Genomic DNA, 15,795 nt, shown 5'->3' on the forward strand with positions numbered 1-15,795 from the left:
GGTCGGCCCGGGCTCACGGCCTGACCGACGGGACACCCCCCGGCCTCCCGTGACGAAGGGGGCGTACGTGAGCACGAGCGCCCCGCGCATATGCGTGTACGCCCCCGCAGCGTGACCCAACTCCGGGTGGCGCGTTGGTCAAGAGAGATTGACCGAATCGGGTCGCCGTTCCCCCCGCGACCCGCCCCTTACACGCCGGTTCGAGAGGCTTTCACATGGCCGACCACGCAACCCACGACGCCCAAGCCCGGGCGAGTCTGCACCTGTTGGTGCGGGACATCGAGCGGGTCCGGCGGCAGGTGGACGCACTGCGCACGCTCACGGCCCAGCTGGGCAATGTCTACCGCCCTCGCCGCTCCGGCCCGTCGACGGGCTTCGTCGTCTACGGGCGCGCGCCCGCCCCCACCGTACGGCTCGCCCAGGAGCTGCGGGACAGCGTCGAGACCCTGGTGACCGCGGCGGTCGACTTCGACCGCTCGCTCGGGTTCTCGTGGGACGCGGTCGGTTCCGCGCTCGGAGTCACCAAGCAGGCCGTCCACCGCCGCTACGGCGCCCGGCGCGCACCCCAGCAGGGCGTCGCCGTCGACCAGGACCACGCCGTGGAGCCGGGCGTGACCCGCACGCTCCCCGCGGTACCGGCCGCACGCTCGATGCCCCCGCAGCCCACCTCGGGCAGCGCCACGCTCCGCGAGGACCCCCGCCCGCCCGCCTTCCCCGGCCTCCGCAACGGCTGACCTGTCCGATCCCGACGGCCGCCCGCCCCGCACAGGGGGCGGGCGCCGTCGCCGTCCGGGCGCCGTTCAGCCGATGTCCGGCGGGTCGACGCGGATCCGGACCGGCTCCCCGCCGCCGCGCGCCATGCGGGCGGCCCTCGCCTGCTTGAGCGCGGCCGCCAGGGCCGCGCCGCTCCCCGGCGGGACCCGGACCAGGGCCCTGTCCCACTGCTCGCCCGGCGGCGGGTCACCCGGCCTGCGGGGCCCGCCGGGACGGACGACGGGCAGCGGCACCGGGCCGAGGATCTCGGCGTCCGCGGGAAGCCCGGCCGCGGCCAGGAACCCTTCGACGGCCTCGGGCGGGCCGCTCACCGCGGCCATCCGGGAGACCGGCGGGAAGCCCAGCTCCGCCCGCTCTGCCAGCTCGCGCTGCGCGTGCCCGACCGGGTCCCAGCGGACCAGCGCCTGGACGGGCCGGAGCGTCGGCTCGGCGACCACCACGACCGTGCCGCCCTCCGCCTGGCCCCGCACCAGCGAGGCCGCGTCGATCCAGCGGCGCAGCGCCTCCTCCCCGGCCCGCAGGTCGGGGCGGCCGAGCATGGCCCAGCCGTCGAGGAGCAGCGCCGCCGCGTAGCCGCCGTCGGCGACCGGTTCGGCGCCGGGGGTCGAGACGACGAGGGCGGGACGCCCGGGCACGCTGTCCAGGACGTGGTCGCGTCCGGAGGTCCGTACGGGAACGGCCGGGAACGCCCGGCCCAGCTCCTCCGCCGTCCGCCGCGCGCCCACGATCCGGGCCCGCAGCCGGTTCGACCCGCACGCCACGCAGTGCCAGTCGGGCGCGCCCCGGCCGCACCAGCCGCACCGGAGCTCCTGCTGCTCGGGTGCCTCCAGGGGCCCTGCGCAGTGGCGGCAGCGGGCGGGCGTCCGGCACCGCTCGCAGGCGAGCTTCGGCACGTATCCCCGCCGGGGCACCTGGACGAGCACCGGGCCGGTCTTGAGTCCTTCCCGCACGGCCTGCCAGGCGAGCGAGGGCAGCCGGGCCGCGCGCGCGGCCTCGTCGCGAGCGAGGTCGCCGTCGCCGACGGTCCGGATCAGCGGGGCGGCCTTGCGGACCTGTTCGCGGCCGGCGGTCAGCGCCTTGGCCCAGCCGGACTCGACGAGCTGGGCAGCCTCGACGGTGCAGCTGGTGCCGCCGAGCAGGAAGGCGCACCGGTCGTGACCGGCGCGCAGGACGAGGACCTCGCGCGCGTGGGGCTGGGGGGCGTGCGGTTCGCTGTGGCTGCCGTCGCCGTCGTCCCAGATGACGACGAGCCCGAGGTCCCGGACGGGGGCGAACATGGCGGCCCGGGTGCCGACGACCGCCCGCACCGCTCCGCGCCGCACGGCCAGCCACTGGGCGTACCGCTTCTCCGGTCCGGCCTCGGCGGTCAGCAGCGCGTGCCGCCCCTCCCCCAGGACGTCGCTCAGCGCCGCGTCGACCCTCGCCGCGGCCCGGCCGTCGGGGACGACGACGAGCGCGCCCCGGCCCGAGGCCAGGGTCGCGGCGACGGCCCGGGCGATCTCATCCGCCCAGTACGGCCCCGGGAGCGCGTTCCACACGGCCCGGGGCGCCCCGCCGCGGGCCAGCGAGTCGAGGAACGCGGTCCCCCGCTCGTACCGCGTCCAGCTCCCCGGCTCCGGCGGCCCCGGTGGCGGGAGCGGCGCCGGGGAGGGGCGGCCTTCGGCGCGGGCGCTGCGGGGCGGCACGGCGAGCTGGAGCACGTCCGCGAGGCTTCCCGCGTACCGGTCGGCGACGGCGCGGGCGAGGCCGAGCTGCTCGGGGCCGAGGACCGGTTCGGGCGAGACGACGTCGGCGAGCGCGGCCAGCGGTCCCGAGTAGTCCGAGGTGGCCCGGCGCTCGACGAGGAAGCCGTCGATCAGCCGGCCGCCCTCCCGTCGACCGTTCTTGACCTGGTGCGCCCCGGCCCCGAAACGCACCCGCACCCGGACCCCGGGCCGTGCCGCCTCGTCCAGTTCCTCGGGCACGGCGTAGTCGAAGAACTGGTCGAGGTGGAGCGCCCCCTTGTTCACCACGACCCTGGCGACGGGCAGCTCCTTCGCCAGCGCGGCCCCGCGCCAGGTCCGCGGCTTGGCCCGCGGCACCTTCGCCGTCCGGACGGTCTCCCGAATGAGCGCGAGCTGCTCGGGTTCGTCGGACTTCTCGTTCTCGCTGCTCACAGCCCCATACCTACCAGACGCCACCGACAGCCGGGCATGGCCGAAGCCCGGCACCCCTTCGGGGGTACCGGGCTTCGGTCGCGTACGCGCGATTACAGGCCGGCGGCCTTCTTCAGCGCGTCCACGCGGTCCGTGCGCTCCCAGGTGAAGTCCGGCAGCTCGCGGCCGAAGTGGCCGTAGGCGGCGGTCTGGGAGTAGATCGGGCGGAGCAGGTCGAGGTCGCGGATGATCGCGGCCGGGCGGAGGTCGAAGACCTCGGCGATGGCGTTCTCGATCTTCTCGTTCTCGATGGTGTTGGTGCCGAAGGTCTCGACGAAGAGACCGACGGGCTCGGCCTTGCCGATCGCGTAGGCGACCTGGACCTCGCAGCGCGCGGCGAGGCCCGCGGCGACGACGTTCTTGGCGACCCAGCGCATGGCGTAGGCGGCCGAGCGGTCGACCTTGGACGGGTCCTTGCCGGAGAAGGCGCCGCCACCGTGGCGGGCCATGCCGCCGTAGGTGTCGATGATGATCTTGCGGCCGGTGAGGCCGGCGTCGCCCATCGGGCCGCCGATCTCGAAGCGGCCGGTCGGGTTCACCAGGAGGCGGTAGCCGTCGGTGTCGAGCTTGATGCCGTCCTCGACGAGCTGCTTGAGCACGTGCTCGACGACGAACTCGCGGATGTCGGGCGCGAGCAGCGACTCCAGGTCGATGTCGGAGGCGTGCTGCGAGGAGACGACGACCGTGTCGAGGCGGACGGCCTTGTCGCCGTCGTACTCGATGGTGACCTGGGTCTTGCCGTCGGGGCGCAGGTACGGGATGGTGCCGTTCTTGCGGACCTCGGTGAGGCGGCGGGACAGCCGGTGCGCGATGTGGATCGGCAGCGGCATCAGCTCGGGGGTCTCGTCCGAGGCGTAGCCGAACATCAGGCCCTGGTCGCCGGCGCCCTGCTTGTCGAGCTCGTCCTCGTCACCCTCGACCCGCTTCTCGTACGCGGTGTCGACACCCTGGGCGATGTCCGGGGACTGGGATCCGATGGACACCGACACGCCGCAGGAGGCGCCGTCGAAGCCCTTCTTGGAGGAGTCGTAACCGATCTCCAGGATCTTGTTCCGGACGAGGGTCGGGATGTCAGCCCACGCCTTGGTGGTCACCTCACCGGCGACGTGCACGAGGCCGGTCGTGATCAGCGTCTCGACGGCGACGCGAGAGGTGGGGTCCTCCCGCAGCAGTGCGTCGAGGATGGTGTCGCTGATCTGGTCAGCGATCTTGTCGGGGTGACCCTCGGTGACGGACTCCGAGGTGAACAGACGACGGGACACAACGCTCCCTGGGGTTGCAGCGGCTGCTGGCTACTCGTGACGCGGACCGGCAGGGGGCTGCGCCCCGCGACGTTCCACGAACAGTCTATCGGTCGTGGTCGGGCTATGGACCAGGTGTCTCGACAGACGAATGGCACAGGAGCCGTGGAACCGGCCTCCTGCGAGGCGAAGATCACCCTTTCGGTGGGACGTAGATCACTCGCGACCCGGCGTTTCTCGCCTCCGGTGCGTCACCCACGGCCCGCCGAGGGACGGCAAAGCCTGTCAGGTCACAGCCCGGAGTCGCGGCAGGACGAGGTCCCAGACCGTCTCGGCGAGCGCTTCCTTCGGCCCGTACGGCACGGGGGTCTCGGCGCCGTCCGCGGCGAGGACGACCGCCTCGTTCTCCTCGGACCCGAACGTCTTGCGCTCCCCCACCTCGTTGACCACGAGCAGGTCGCAGCCCTTACGGCGGAGCTTCGCGCGTCCGTTGGCGAGGACGTCGTCGGTCTCCGCGGCGAAGCCGACGACCACCTGGCCGGGCAGCGCGCGGTCGGCGGACAGCTCGGCGAGGATGTCGGGGTTGCGGACGAGCTCCACGGTGGGGGCGCCGCCGTCGTCCTTCTTCTTGATCTTCCCGGCGGCGTAGACGGCCGGGCGGAAGTCGGCCACGGCCGCGGCCATCACCACGGCGTCGGCGTCCGCTGCGGCCTTCAGCACGGCCTCGCGGAGCTGGACGGCGGTGCCGACGTGGACCACGTCGACGCCGGCCGGGTCCGGGATGCCGGTGTTGGCCTCGACCAGGGTCACCCGGGCGCCACGGGCCACGGCCGCCTTGGCGAGCGCGTAGCCCTGCTTGCCGGAGGAGCGGTTGCCCAGGTAGCGCACGGGGTCGAGGGGCTCACGGGTGCCGCCCGCGCTGACCACGACGTGCCGGCCGGCCAGGTCGGGGGCGGTGACGCCGCGCGCGAGGATCCGCCGGCAGACCTCGAAGATCTCCGCGGGGTCGGGCAGCCGGCCCTTGCCGGTGTCGACGCCGGTGAGGCGGCCGACCGCGGGCTCGATGACGACGGCGCCGCGGCGGCGGAGGGTGGCCACGTTCTCCTGGGTCGCCGGGTGCTCCCACATCTCGGTGTGCATGGCGGGGGCGAAGACGACCGGACAGCGCGCGGTGAGCAGCGTGTTGGTGAGGAGGTCGTCGGCGAGGCCGTGGGCCGCCTTGGCCAGCATGTCGGCGGTGGCGGGGGCGACGACGACGAGGTCGGCGGCCTGGCCGATCCGGACGTGCGGCACCTCGTGGACGGACTCCCACACCTCGCTCGAGACCGGGTTGCCGGAGAGCGCGGACCAGGTGGCCGCCCCGACGAAGTGCAGCGCGGAGTCGGTCGGCACGACCCTGACGTCGTGGCCCGATTCGGTGAGCCGACGCAGCAGCTCGCACGCCTTGTAGGCGGCGATGCCGCCGCTGACCCCCAGAACGACCTTCGGCTCGGCCACGACTTCCACGACTCCCCGCACTCGGACGCGCACTCGGATGCGTACGACTCCATGAGACACCACAGGCCCGGCGGATGTTCCGCCGGGCCTGTGGTGACAAGCGTTACAAGCGATACGTGCTTACTGCGCCGGACCCTCGATGGCCTCGGACGTCAGCAGACCCGCGTTGATCTCCCGCAGGGCGATCGAGAGCGGCTTCTCGTGGACGTGGGTGTCGACGAGCGGACCCACGTACTCCAGCAGGCCCTCGCCGAGCTGGGAGTAGTACGCGTTGATCTGACGCGCGCGCTTGGCCGCGTAGATCACGAGGCTGTACTTCGAGTCCGTGGCCTCGAGCAGCTCGTCGATCGGCGGGTTGATGATGCCCTCGGGCGCAGTCATGGAAGAGGACACGCTCTACCTTCCGAAGATGGAGAAAAAATCAGACATGCTGTGGCGTTCGGGGACCTCTGGCGTCAGCCGTTGTGGTCCTGGTCCCCAGATGACAGCTGCATCAACGTTAGCAGCTCACGTGCGACGTCCTCGACGGAGGTGTTGACGAGCGTGGTGTCGAACTCCGACTCGGCGGCCAGTTCGACCTTCGCGGCCTGCAGCCGGCGCTCGATGACCTCGGGCGACTCGGTGCCCCGGCCGGTGAGCCGGCGGACCAGCTCCTCCCAGCTCGGCGGGGCCAGGAAGACCAGCTGGGACTCCGGCATGGAGTCCTTGACCTGGCGGGCGCCCTGGAGGTCGATCTCCAGGAGGACGGGCTCCCCGGAGTCCAGGCGCTCGAGGACCGCGCCGCGCGGGGTGCCGTAGCGGTTGCCCGCGAACTCGGCCCATTCGAGGAGCTCACCATTGGCGATCAGCTTGTCGAACTCGTCGTCCGCCACGAAGAAGTAGTGGACGCCGTGCTTCTCGCCGGGGCGGGGCTTCCGTGTCGTCGCCGACACCGAGAGCCAGACCTCGGGGTGGACCTTGCGCATATGAGCGACGACCGTGCTCTTGCCGACCCCTGAGGGGCCGGAGAGCACGGTCAGCCGCGGACGTACCTCTGCTGCCATGCAGCGATTATTCCAGCTTTACCGGTGTGCCCGGGACGCGCGTCCCGGATCAGGCGCCGGTGCTGCCGAACTCCCGCTCCAGGGAGGCGATCTGGTTGGAGCCGAGACCACGGACGCGGCGGCTCTCGGAGATCCCGAGGCGCTCCATGATCTGCTTGGCGCGGACCTTGCCCACGCCCGGCAGGGACTCGAGGAGCGCGGAGACCTTCATCTTGCCGATGACGTCGTTCTCCTGGCCGGTCTTGATGACCTCGTGGAGGGAGGCGCCGGAGTGCTTGAGTCGATTCTTGATCTCGGCCCGCTCCCGGCGAGCCGCGGCGGCCTTCTCGAGCGCGGCTGCGCGCTGTTCAGGGGTAAGGGGCGGAAGAGCCACGCCTACGTCACCTCGGATGTCGATCTGTCGGATACGGACCGGTGAGGACCAGCGCCCCACACCAGTGGAGCAACGCCCAACGGAGTAATCGCTGAACGCCTGCTCTGCCCCGGAGACTAGCGTCCGAGGCCGCTCCCGTCAGCGAGAACAGCGGAAAAGTCCTGGTCAGCATCGACCGACCAGGACTTTTCCGGCAAAACGACCCGGTTTTGAGCCAAGTTTTCGTCAAGTAGTGGGACGGCCCGGCGAGACGGGTCGTCCCACCGGGCCGAAACGGCTCCCACCTGCGGCTTGACCGGAGACCCCGAAGAGGATCACCCGGAAGCCCGTGCGGGATCGTCCGCGGACCCGCTAGGCGCCGACCGCCGCGCGGACCTCGTCCGCGTACCGGTGAGCCGAGTCCCGCAGAGCGGCCGCGTCCGGACCGTGCTTCAGGACCCCGCGGCTGACGTTCGGGACGACGTTGCGCACCGCCGCGCCGAAGACGGCGGGGAGGTCGGCCGCGGTCGCGCCCTGGGCACCGATGCCGGGGGCGAGCAGCGGCCCGTTGATGTCCAGGTCGAACGAGGACAGGTCGCCCAGGGTGGCGCCGACGACCGCGCCGAAGGAGCCCATGGGGGTCTCCCCCGCGTTCTCCGCCGCCAGGTGGGCCAGCATGGTCGCGCCGATGGTCCGGCCGTCCTCGCGGACCGCCCGCTGGACCTCGGCGCCCTCCGGGTTGGAGGTGAGGGCCAGCACGAAGAGCCCTGCGCCGGACTCGCGGGCCAGCTCGACGGCCGGCGCGAGGGAGCCGTAGCCGAGGTACGGGGAGACCGTGAGGGCGTCGGAGAAGAGCGGGGAGTCCTTGCGCAGGAAGGTCTCGGCGTACGCGGCCATGGTGGAGCCGATGTCACCGCGCTTGGCGTCCATCACGACCAGGCCGCCCGCGGCGCGCAGATCGGCGACGGCGCGCTCCAGGACGGCGATGCCGCGCGAGCCGAAGCGCTCGAAGAAGGCGGACTGCGGCTTGAAGACGGCCACGGTCTCGGCGAGCGCCTCGACCACGGTGAAGGTGAAGCGCTCGAGACCGGCGATGTCGTCGGTCAGGCCCCAGGAGTCGAGCAGGGCGGCGTGCGGGTCGATGCCGACGCAGAGCGGGCCGCGCTCGTCCATGGCGGAGCGCAGGCGGGTGCCGAAGGAGAGAGTCACTGAGCGGCCTTTCGGTTGTCGGCGCCGACGGCCTCGGCGAGGGTGGCGTACGGGGAGGCGGCGAGGCGCGCGGCGAGGCCCTTGTGGATCGCGCGGGCGTAGAACGGGCCCTCGTAGATGAAGGCGCTGTAGCCCTGGATCAGGGTGGCGCCGGCGAGGATGCGCTGCCAGGCGTCCTCGGCGTTCTCGATGCCGCCGACGCCCACGAGGACCAGGCGGTCGCCCACGCGCGCGTGGAGGCGGCGCAGGACGGCGAGCGAGCGCTCCTTGACGGGCGCGCCGGACAGGCCGCCGGTCTCCTCGACCAGGGCGGGGTCGGACTTCAGTCCGAGGCCCTCGCGGGCGATGGTGGTGTTGGTGGCGATGATGCCGTCGAGGCCGAGCTCGAGGGCGAGGTCCGCGACCGCGTCGACGTCCTCGTCGGCCAGGTCGGGGGCGATCTTGACCAGGAGCGGGACGCGGCGGCCGGTGACCGAGCGGTCGGCGGCTTCGCGCACGGCCGTGAGCAGCGGGCGCAGGGACTCGGTGGCCTGGAGGTTGCGCAGCCCGGGGGTGTTCGGCGAGGAGACGTTCACCACGAGGTAGTCGGCGTGGGCGGCGAGGCGCTCGGTGGACTTCACGTAGTCGGCGGCGGCCTCGGCCTCCGGGACGACCTTGGTCTTGCCGATGTTCACGCCGACGACGGTCTTGAAGACCGGCACGCGCGCGTGGAGACGCTCGGCGACGGCGGCGGAACCCTCGTTGTTGAAGCCCATGCGGTTGATCAGGGCGCGGTCCTGGACCAGCCGGAAGAGGCGCTTCTTGGGGTTGCCCGGCTGGGCCTCGCCGGTGACCGTGCCGATCTCGATGTGGTCGAAGCCGAGCATCGACATGCCGTCGATGGCCACGGCGTTCTTGTCGAAGCCGGCGGCGAGGCCGAAGGGGCCGTGCATGCGGAGGCCCAGGGCCTCGGTGCGCAGCTCCTCGTACCGGGGCGCGAGGACGGCGGCGACGAAGGTGCGGAGCACGGGGACGCGGGCGGCGAGGCGGATCCAGCGGAAGGCCAGGTAGTGGGCCTTCTCGGGGTCCATGCGCTTGAAGACGAGGGCGAAGAAGAACTTGTACATGCGGGGAGTCCAGGTGTGCTCATGAAGAGGGGGACACCGCGGTGTTCCGGTGTCCCCCTCATTCGTACGGGCTGCTAGTCGCGGGCCGCGGTCAGATGCTCCGCGTGTTCCTGGAGCGAGCGGACGCCGACGTCGCCGCGGTTGAGCGCGTCGATGCCCTGGACGGCGGCGGCGAGCGCCTGGACCGTGGTGAGGCACGGGACGCTGCGCGCCACCGCGGCCGTACGGATCTCGTAGCCGTCGAGGCGGCCGCCGGTGCCGTACGGGGTGTTGACGATCAGGTCGACCTGGCCGTCGTGGATCAGCTGGACGATGGTCTTCTCGCCGTTCGGGCCCTCGCCCTCGCTGAGCTTGCGCACGACGGTGGCGTTGATGCCGTTGCGCTTGAGGACCTCGGCGGTGCCGGAGGTGGCGAGCAGCTCGAAGCCGTGGGCGACGAGCTCGCGCGCCGGGAAGATCATCGAGCGCTTGTCGCGGTTGGCGACGGAGATGAACGCGCGGCCCTTGGTGGGCAGCGGGCCGTAGGCGCCGGCCTGCGACTTGGCGTAGGCCGTGCCGAAGACCGCGTCGATGCCCATGACCTCGCCGGTGGAGCGCATCTCCGGGCCGAGGACGGTGTCGACGCCGCGGCCGTGGATGTCGCGGAAGCGCGACCACGGCATGACGGCCTCCTTGACGGAGATCGGCGCGTCGATCGGCAGGGTGCCGCCGTCGCCGTTCTTCGGCAGCAGGCCCTCCTCGCGCAGCTCGGCGATGGTGGCGCCGAGCGAGATGCGGGCGGCGGCCTTCGCGAGCGGGACGGCGGTCGCCTTCGAGGTGAAGGGGACGGTCCGGGAGGCGCGCGGGTTGGCCTCCAGGACGTAGAGGATGTCGCCGGCCATGGCGAACTGGATGTTGATCAGGCCGCGGACGCCGACGCCCTTGGCGATCGCCTCGGTGGAGATGCGCAGGCGCTTGATGTCGAAGCCGCCGAGGGTGATCGGGGGCAGGGCGCAGGCCGAGTCGCCGGAGTGGATGCCGGCCTCCTCGATGTGCTCCATGACGCCGCCGAGGTAGAGCTCGTGGCCGTCGTAGAGGGCGTCGACGTCGATCTCGATGGCGTCGTCGAGGAAGCGGTCGACCAGGACCGGCCGGGTGGGGCTGATCTCGGTGGACTCCGCGATGTACGACTCCAGGCGGGTCTCGTCGTAGACGATCTCCATGCCGCGGCCGCCGAGCACGTACGACGGGCGTACGAGGACGGGGTAGCCGATCTCGTCGGCGATGGCCTTCGCCTCGGAGAACGTGGTCGCGGTGCCGTGCTTCGGGGCCGGGAGGCCGGCCTCGGCGAGGACGCGGCCGAAGGCGCCGCGGTCCTCGGCGGCGTGGATGGCCTCCGGGGAGGTGCCGACGACCGGCACGCCGTTGTCCTTGAGCGCCTGCGAGAGGCCCAGCGGGGTCTGGCCGCCGAGCTGGACGACGACACCGGCGACGGGGCCGGCCAGCGTCTCGGCGTGGACGATCTCCAGCACGTCCTCGAGCGTCAGCGGCTCGAAGTACAGGCGGTCGGAGGTGTCGTAGTCGGTGGAGACGGTCTCCGGGTTGCAGTTGACCATCACGGTCTCGTAGCCGGCGTCGCTGAGGGCGAAGGAGGCGTGGACGCAGGAGTAGTCGAACTCGATGCCCTGGCCGATGCGGTTCGGGCCGGAGCCGAGGATGATCACGGCGGGCTTCTCGCGCGGCGCGACCTCGCTCTCCTCGTCGTAGGACGAGTAGAAGTACGGGGTCTTGGCGGCGAACTCGGCGGCGCAGGTGTCGACCGTCTTGTAGACCGGGCGCACGCCGAGGGCGTGCCGCACCTCGCGGACGACGTCCTCGCGCAGGCCGCGGATCTCGGCGATCTGGGCGTCGGAGAAGCCGTGGCGCTTGGCCTCGGCGAGGAGCTCGGGCTCGAGCTTCTCGGCGGCGGCCAGCTCGTCGGCGATCTCCTTGATCAGGAAGAGCTGGTCGACGAACCACGGGTCGATCTTCGTGGCGTCGAAGACCTCCTGCGGGGTGGCACCGGCGCGGATGGCCTGCATGACCGTGTTGATGCGGCCGTCGGTCGGGCGGACCGCGTCGCGCAGCAGCTCGGCCTTGTCGCCGGGCTCGCCGACGAAGGTGAACTGCGAGCCCTTCTTCTCCAGGGAGCGCAGGGCCTTCTGCAGGGCCTCGGTGAAGTTGCGGCCGATCGCCATGGCCTCACCGACCGACTTCATGGTCGTGGTGAGGGTGGAGTCGGCCTGCGGGAACTTCTCGAAGGCGAAGCGCGGGGCCTTGACGACGACGTAGTCGAGCGTGGGCTCGAAGGACGCCGGGGTCTTCTCCGTGATGTCGTTCGGGATCTCGTCCAGCGTGTAGCCGACGGCGAGGCGGGCCGCGATCTTGGCGATCGGGAAGCCGGTCGCCTTGGAGGCGAGCGCCGAGGAGCGGGAGACGCGCGGGTTCATCTCGATGACGATGATCCGGCCGTCGACCGGGTCGATCGCGAACTGGATGTTGCAGCCGCCGGTGTCGACGCCGACCTCGCGGATGATCGCGATGCCGATGTCGCGGAGGCGCTGGTACTCGCGGTCGGTGAGGGTCATCGCCGGGGCGACGGTGATGGAGTCACCGGTGTGGACGCCCATCGGGTCGAAGTTCTCGATGGAGCAGACGACCACGACGTTGTCGTTCTTGTCGCGCATCAGCTCCAGCTCGTACTCCTTCCAGCCGAGGATGGACTCCTCCAGGAGCACCTCGGTGGTGGGGGAGAGCGTGAGGCCCTGGCCGGCGATGCGGCGCAGCTCGTCCTCGTCGTGGGCGAAGCCGGAGCCGGCGCCGCCCATGGTGAAGGAGGGGCGGACGACGACGGGGTAGCCGCCGAGCGTCTCGACGCCCTTGAGGACGTCGTCCATGGAGTGGCAGATGACCGAGCGGGCGGACTCGCCGTAGCCGATCTTGGCCTTGACGGCCTCGACGACGCCCTTGAAGAGGTCGCGGTCCTCGCCCTTGTTGATGGCCTCGACGTTGGCGCCGATGAGCTCGACGCCGTACTTCTCCAGGACGCCCTGCTCGTGCATGGAGATCGCGGTGTTGAGCGCGGTCTGGCCGCCGAGGGTGGGCAGGAGGGCGTCGGGGCGCTCCTTGGCGATGATCTTCTCGACGAACTCGGGGGTGATCGGCTCGACGTAGGTGGCGTCGGCGATCTCCGGGTCGGTCATGATCGTGGCCGGGTTGGAGTTGACCAGGATCACCCGCAGGCCCTCGGCCTTGAGGATGCGGCACGCCTGGGTGCCGGAGTAGTCGAACTCGGCGGCCTGGCCGATGACGATCGGGCCGGAGCCGATGACCAGGACGGACTGGATATCGGTGCGCTTAGGCACGCTCGGCCTCCATCAGGGATACGAAGCGGTCGAAGAGGTACGCGGCGTCGTGCGGGCCCGCGGCCGCCTCGGGGTGGTACTGGACGGAGAAGGCCGGCTGGTCGAGCAGCTGGAGGCCTTCCACCACGTCGTCGTTCAGGCAGACGTGGGAGACCTCGGCGCGCCCGAAGGGGGTGTCGGAGATCTTGTCGAGGGGCGCGTCGACGGCGAAGCCGTGGTTGTGCGCGGTGACCTCGACCTTGCCGGTGGTGCGGTCCTGGACCGGCTGGTTGATGCCGCGGTGGCCGTACTTCAGCTTGTACGTGCCGAAGCCGAGGGCGCGGCCGAGGATCTGGTTGCCGAAGCAGATGCCGAAGAGCGGCGTCTTGCGCTCCAGGACGGCGCGCATGACGGCGACGGGGCCGTCGGCGGTGGCCGGGTCGCCCGGGCCGTTGGAGAAGAACACGCCGTCGGGGTTGACGGCGTAGATGTCCTCGGCGGTGGCGGTGGCGGGCAGCACGTGGACCTCGATGCCGCGCTCGGCCATCCGGTGCGGGGTCATGCCCTTGATGCCGAGGTCGACGGCGGCGACGGTGAACTTCTTCGTGCCGATCGCGGGGACGACGTAGGTCTCCTTGGTGGCGACCTCGGCGGAGAGGTTCGCGCCCTTCATCTGGGGCTGCTCCTGCACCTTGGCGAGGAGGGCCTCGTCGCGGACGCCGGTCCAGGCGTCGCCGGAGAAGATGCCGACGCGCATGGCGCCGCGCTCGCGCAGGTGGCGGGTGAGGGCGCGGGTGTCGATGCCGGAGATGCCGACGACGCCCTGGCGCTCCAGCTCCTCGTCCAGGGAGCGCTGGGCGCGCCAGTTGGAGGAGACGCGGGCGGGGTCGCGGACGACGTAGCCGGAGACCCAGATGCGGCCGGACTCGGGGTCCTCGTCGTTGACGCCGGTGTTGCCGACGTGAGGGGCGGTCATGACCACGACCTGGCGGTGGTACGACGGGTCGGTGAGGGTCTCCTGGTAGCCGGTCATGCCGGTGGAGAACACGGCCTCGCCGAAGGTCTCCCCCACGGCCCCGTAGGCGCGGCCGCGGAAGATGCGGCCGTCCTCCAGGACGAGTACGGCGGGAGTCTTGGCGGCTCCCCTGGTGGAGGTCGTCATCGTGCGATGCCTTCCGTCGTGTTGATCATGGAATTGATGGCTTCGACCCAGGCGGTGTGCTCGGCCGCCCGGTCGGAGCGGAAGCCGGAGTCGAGCAGCTTCTCGCCGTGGGCCCAGGTGACGATCAGCAGGCCGCCCTCGGCGAGGACCTTGCCCGCGATGCCCTTGTCGAGGCGGGCCTCGCGCAGGGCGTCGGCCGGGACGAAGAAGTCGTTCGCCCCGGGGCGTACGACCTCGATCCCGGCGTCGGTGAGGGTGAGCTCGACCCGGCTGCGGGTGCCGAGGCCGTGGGCGACGATCCGGTCGAGCCACTGCCCGGCGGTCGTGGACCCGTGGTAGCGCCCGCTGAGAGTCAGTGTCGCCGCACCGGGCTCCTGCGGCGCGGTGGGCAGCTCGGGCAGGTCCGACTGGAGGCTGCCGCGCCATTTCCACCCCTGGCGCATCAGCCAGTAGACGAAGACGACGAAGAGCAGCAGTCCGGCGACCCAGCCGATCCTGCCGGCCCAGTCGGTCACCTCCGCCGACTTCTGATCGGCTGCCTGTGCGGCGATTGTGATGAGTGGTGTCACGCCAGCTTCCCGTCCACGACCGTTGCCCGGCCCCGCAGGAAGGTGTGGGTGACGCGTCCCGGCAGCTCACGACCCTCGTAGGGGGTGTTGCGGCTGCGGGAGGCGAAGTCCGCGGGGTCCACGACACCACGGTAAGCCGGATCGACCAGCGTCAGGTTCGCGGGCTCACCAGCCGAGACGGGGCGTCCGTGGCCGCTCGCCCGTCCGATGCGCGCGGGGGCGAAGGACATCCGGTCGGCGACGCCGGCCCAGTCGAGGAGGCCGGTCTCGACCATCGTCTGCTGGACGACGGAGAGCGCGGTCTCCAGGCCGACCATGCCCATGGCGGCGGCGGCCCACTCGCAGTCCTTGTCCTCGTGCGGGTGCGGGGCGTGGTCGGTGGCGACGATGTCGATCGTGCCGTCGGCCAGCGCCTCGCGCAGGGCGAGGACGTCCTTCTCGGTGCGCAGCGGCGGGTTGACCTTGTAGACCGGGTTGTACGAGCGGACCAGCTCGTCCGTGAGGAGGAGGTGGTGCGGGGTGACCTCGGCGGTGACGTCGATGCCGCGGGACTTGGCCCAGCGGACGATCTCGACGGAGCCGGCGGTGGAGAGGTGGCAGATGTGGACGCGGGAGCCGACGTGCTCGGCGAGGAGGACGTCGCGGGCGATGATCGACTCCTCGGCGACGGCCGGCCAGCCGCCGAGACCGAGTTCGGCGGAGACGACGCCCTCGTTCATCTGGGCGCCCTCGGTGAGGCGGGGCTCCTGGGCGTGCTGGGCGACGACGCCGTCGAAGGCCTTCACGTACTCCAGGGCGCGGCGCATGATCACGGCGTCGTCGACGCACTTGCCGTCGTCGGAGAAGACGGTGACGCCGGCGGCGGAGTCGTGCATGGCGCCGAGCTCGGCGAGCTTCTTGCCCTCCAGGCCGACGGTGACGGCGCCGATGGGCTGCACGTCGCAGTAGCCGGACTCCTTGCCGAGGCGGTAGACCTGCTCGACGACGCCTGCGGTGTCGGCGACCGGGTGGGTGTTGGCCATGGCGAAGACGGCGGTGTAGCCGCCGGAGGCGGCGGCGCGGGTGCCGGTGAGGACGGTCTCGGAGTCCTCGCGGCCGGGCTCGCGCAGGTGGGTGTGGAGGTCGACCAGGCCGGGCAGGAGGATGCGGCCCTCGGCGTCGACGACGGTGGCGCCCTCGGCGGAGAGCCCGGTACCGACCTCGGCGATGGTCTCGCCGTCGATCAGGACGTCCTGGACGTCGCCGCCGAGGACCTTCGCACCGCGGATAAGGATCTTGCTCATGG

Annotated in this window: 13 protein-coding genes; 1 reads left to right on the top strand and 12 read right to left on the bottom strand. The window is 71.8% G+C overall.

Going from position 1 to position 15,795, the window contains the following annotated elements; all coding sequences use genetic code 11:
- Positions 1-215 precede the first annotated feature (215 nt).
- Positions 216-734, top strand: a complete 519-nt coding sequence (locus tag OO54_RS14305; protein ID WP_033203262.1) for a hypothetical protein — start codon at positions 216-218, stop codon at positions 732-734.
- Between the two features lie 66 nt (positions 735-800).
- On the opposite strand, the gene OO54_RS14310 is transcribed toward OO54_RS14305, so the two are convergent.
- The 12 genes from OO54_RS14310 to OO54_RS14365 all read right to left on the bottom strand — a co-directional run bounded on the left by OO54_RS14310 (position 801) and on the right by OO54_RS14365 (position 15,793).
- Positions 801-2,930 carry a primosomal protein N' gene (locus tag OO54_RS14310; protein WP_033203263.1) on the bottom strand — a complete coding sequence of 710 codons (2,130 nt, stop codon included), beginning with the start codon at positions 2,928-2,930 and terminating at the stop codon, positions 801-803.
- Positions 2,931-3,022: 92 nt separating this feature from the next.
- On the bottom strand, positions 3,023-4,231 hold the full coding sequence (metK, locus tag OO54_RS14315; protein ID WP_033203264.1) for a methionine adenosyltransferase: 1,209 nt from the start codon (positions 4,229-4,231) through the stop codon (positions 3,023-3,025).
- A gap of 264 nt (positions 4,232-4,495) precedes the next feature.
- Positions 4,496-5,707, bottom strand: a complete 1,212-nt coding sequence (gene coaBC, locus OO54_RS14320) for a bifunctional phosphopantothenoylcysteine decarboxylase/phosphopantothenate--cysteine ligase CoaBC (protein WP_053194539.1) — start codon at positions 5,705-5,707, stop codon at positions 4,496-4,498.
- Between the two features lie 120 nt (positions 5,708-5,827).
- Entirely contained in the window at positions 5,828-6,100 is a 273-nt protein-coding gene (rpoZ, locus tag OO54_RS14325) for a DNA-directed RNA polymerase subunit omega (protein WP_017242218.1), read from the bottom strand.
- Positions 6,101-6,162: 62 nt separating this feature from the next.
- Complete coding sequence (gene gmk / locus OO54_RS14330) at positions 6,163-6,750, bottom strand: guanylate kinase (RefSeq protein WP_033203266.1); 588 nt, start codon at positions 6,748-6,750, stop codon at positions 6,163-6,165.
- Between the two features lie 49 nt (positions 6,751-6,799).
- Positions 6,800-7,123 (bottom strand): integration host factor, encoded by a 324-nt coding sequence (locus tag OO54_RS14335; RefSeq protein WP_017242220.1) that lies wholly within the window; start codon positions 7,121-7,123, stop codon positions 6,800-6,802.
- 351 nt (positions 7,124-7,474) lie between these two features.
- Positions 7,475-8,311: an orotidine-5'-phosphate decarboxylase gene (gene pyrF / locus OO54_RS14340; protein WP_017242221.1), complete on the bottom strand. Its 837-nt coding sequence runs from the start codon at positions 8,309-8,311 to the stop codon at positions 7,475-7,477.
- Positions 8,308-9,417 carry a quinone-dependent dihydroorotate dehydrogenase gene (locus OO54_RS14345; RefSeq protein ID WP_033203267.1) on the bottom strand — a complete coding sequence of 370 codons (1,110 nt, stop codon included), beginning with the start codon at positions 9,415-9,417 and terminating at the stop codon, positions 8,308-8,310. The genes pyrF and OO54_RS14345 overlap by 4 nt, the downstream gene beginning before the upstream one ends.
- A gap of 74 nt (positions 9,418-9,491) precedes the next feature.
- Positions 9,492-12,800 (bottom strand): carbamoyl-phosphate synthase large subunit, encoded by a 3,309-nt coding sequence (carB, locus tag OO54_RS14350; protein WP_033203268.1) that lies wholly within the window; start codon positions 12,798-12,800, stop codon positions 9,492-9,494.
- Positions 12,793-13,941: a glutamine-hydrolyzing carbamoyl-phosphate synthase small subunit gene (gene carA / locus OO54_RS14355; protein WP_017242224.1), complete on the bottom strand. Its 1,149-nt coding sequence runs from the start codon at positions 13,939-13,941 to the stop codon at positions 12,793-12,795. The genes carB and carA overlap by 8 nt, the downstream gene beginning before the upstream one ends.
- The gene (locus tag OO54_RS14360) at positions 13,938-14,510 is read right to left on the bottom strand and encodes a PH-like domain-containing protein (protein WP_026058768.1); all 573 of its coding nucleotides are present in this window, start codon (positions 14,508-14,510) and stop codon (positions 13,938-13,940) included. Before OO54_RS14360 ends, carA begins: the two co-directional genes overlap by 4 nt.
- Positions 14,507-15,793: a dihydroorotase gene (locus OO54_RS14365; RefSeq protein WP_033203269.1), complete on the bottom strand. Its 1,287-nt coding sequence runs from the start codon at positions 15,791-15,793 to the stop codon at positions 14,507-14,509. The genes OO54_RS14360 and OO54_RS14365 overlap by 4 nt, the downstream gene beginning before the upstream one ends.
- Positions 15,794-15,795: the final 2 nt, after the last annotated feature.

It is taken from the genome of Streptomyces wedmorensis (assembly GCF_000716445.1).
GTDB lineage: Bacteria > Actinomycetota > Actinomycetes > Streptomycetales > Streptomycetaceae > Streptomyces > Streptomyces wedmorensis.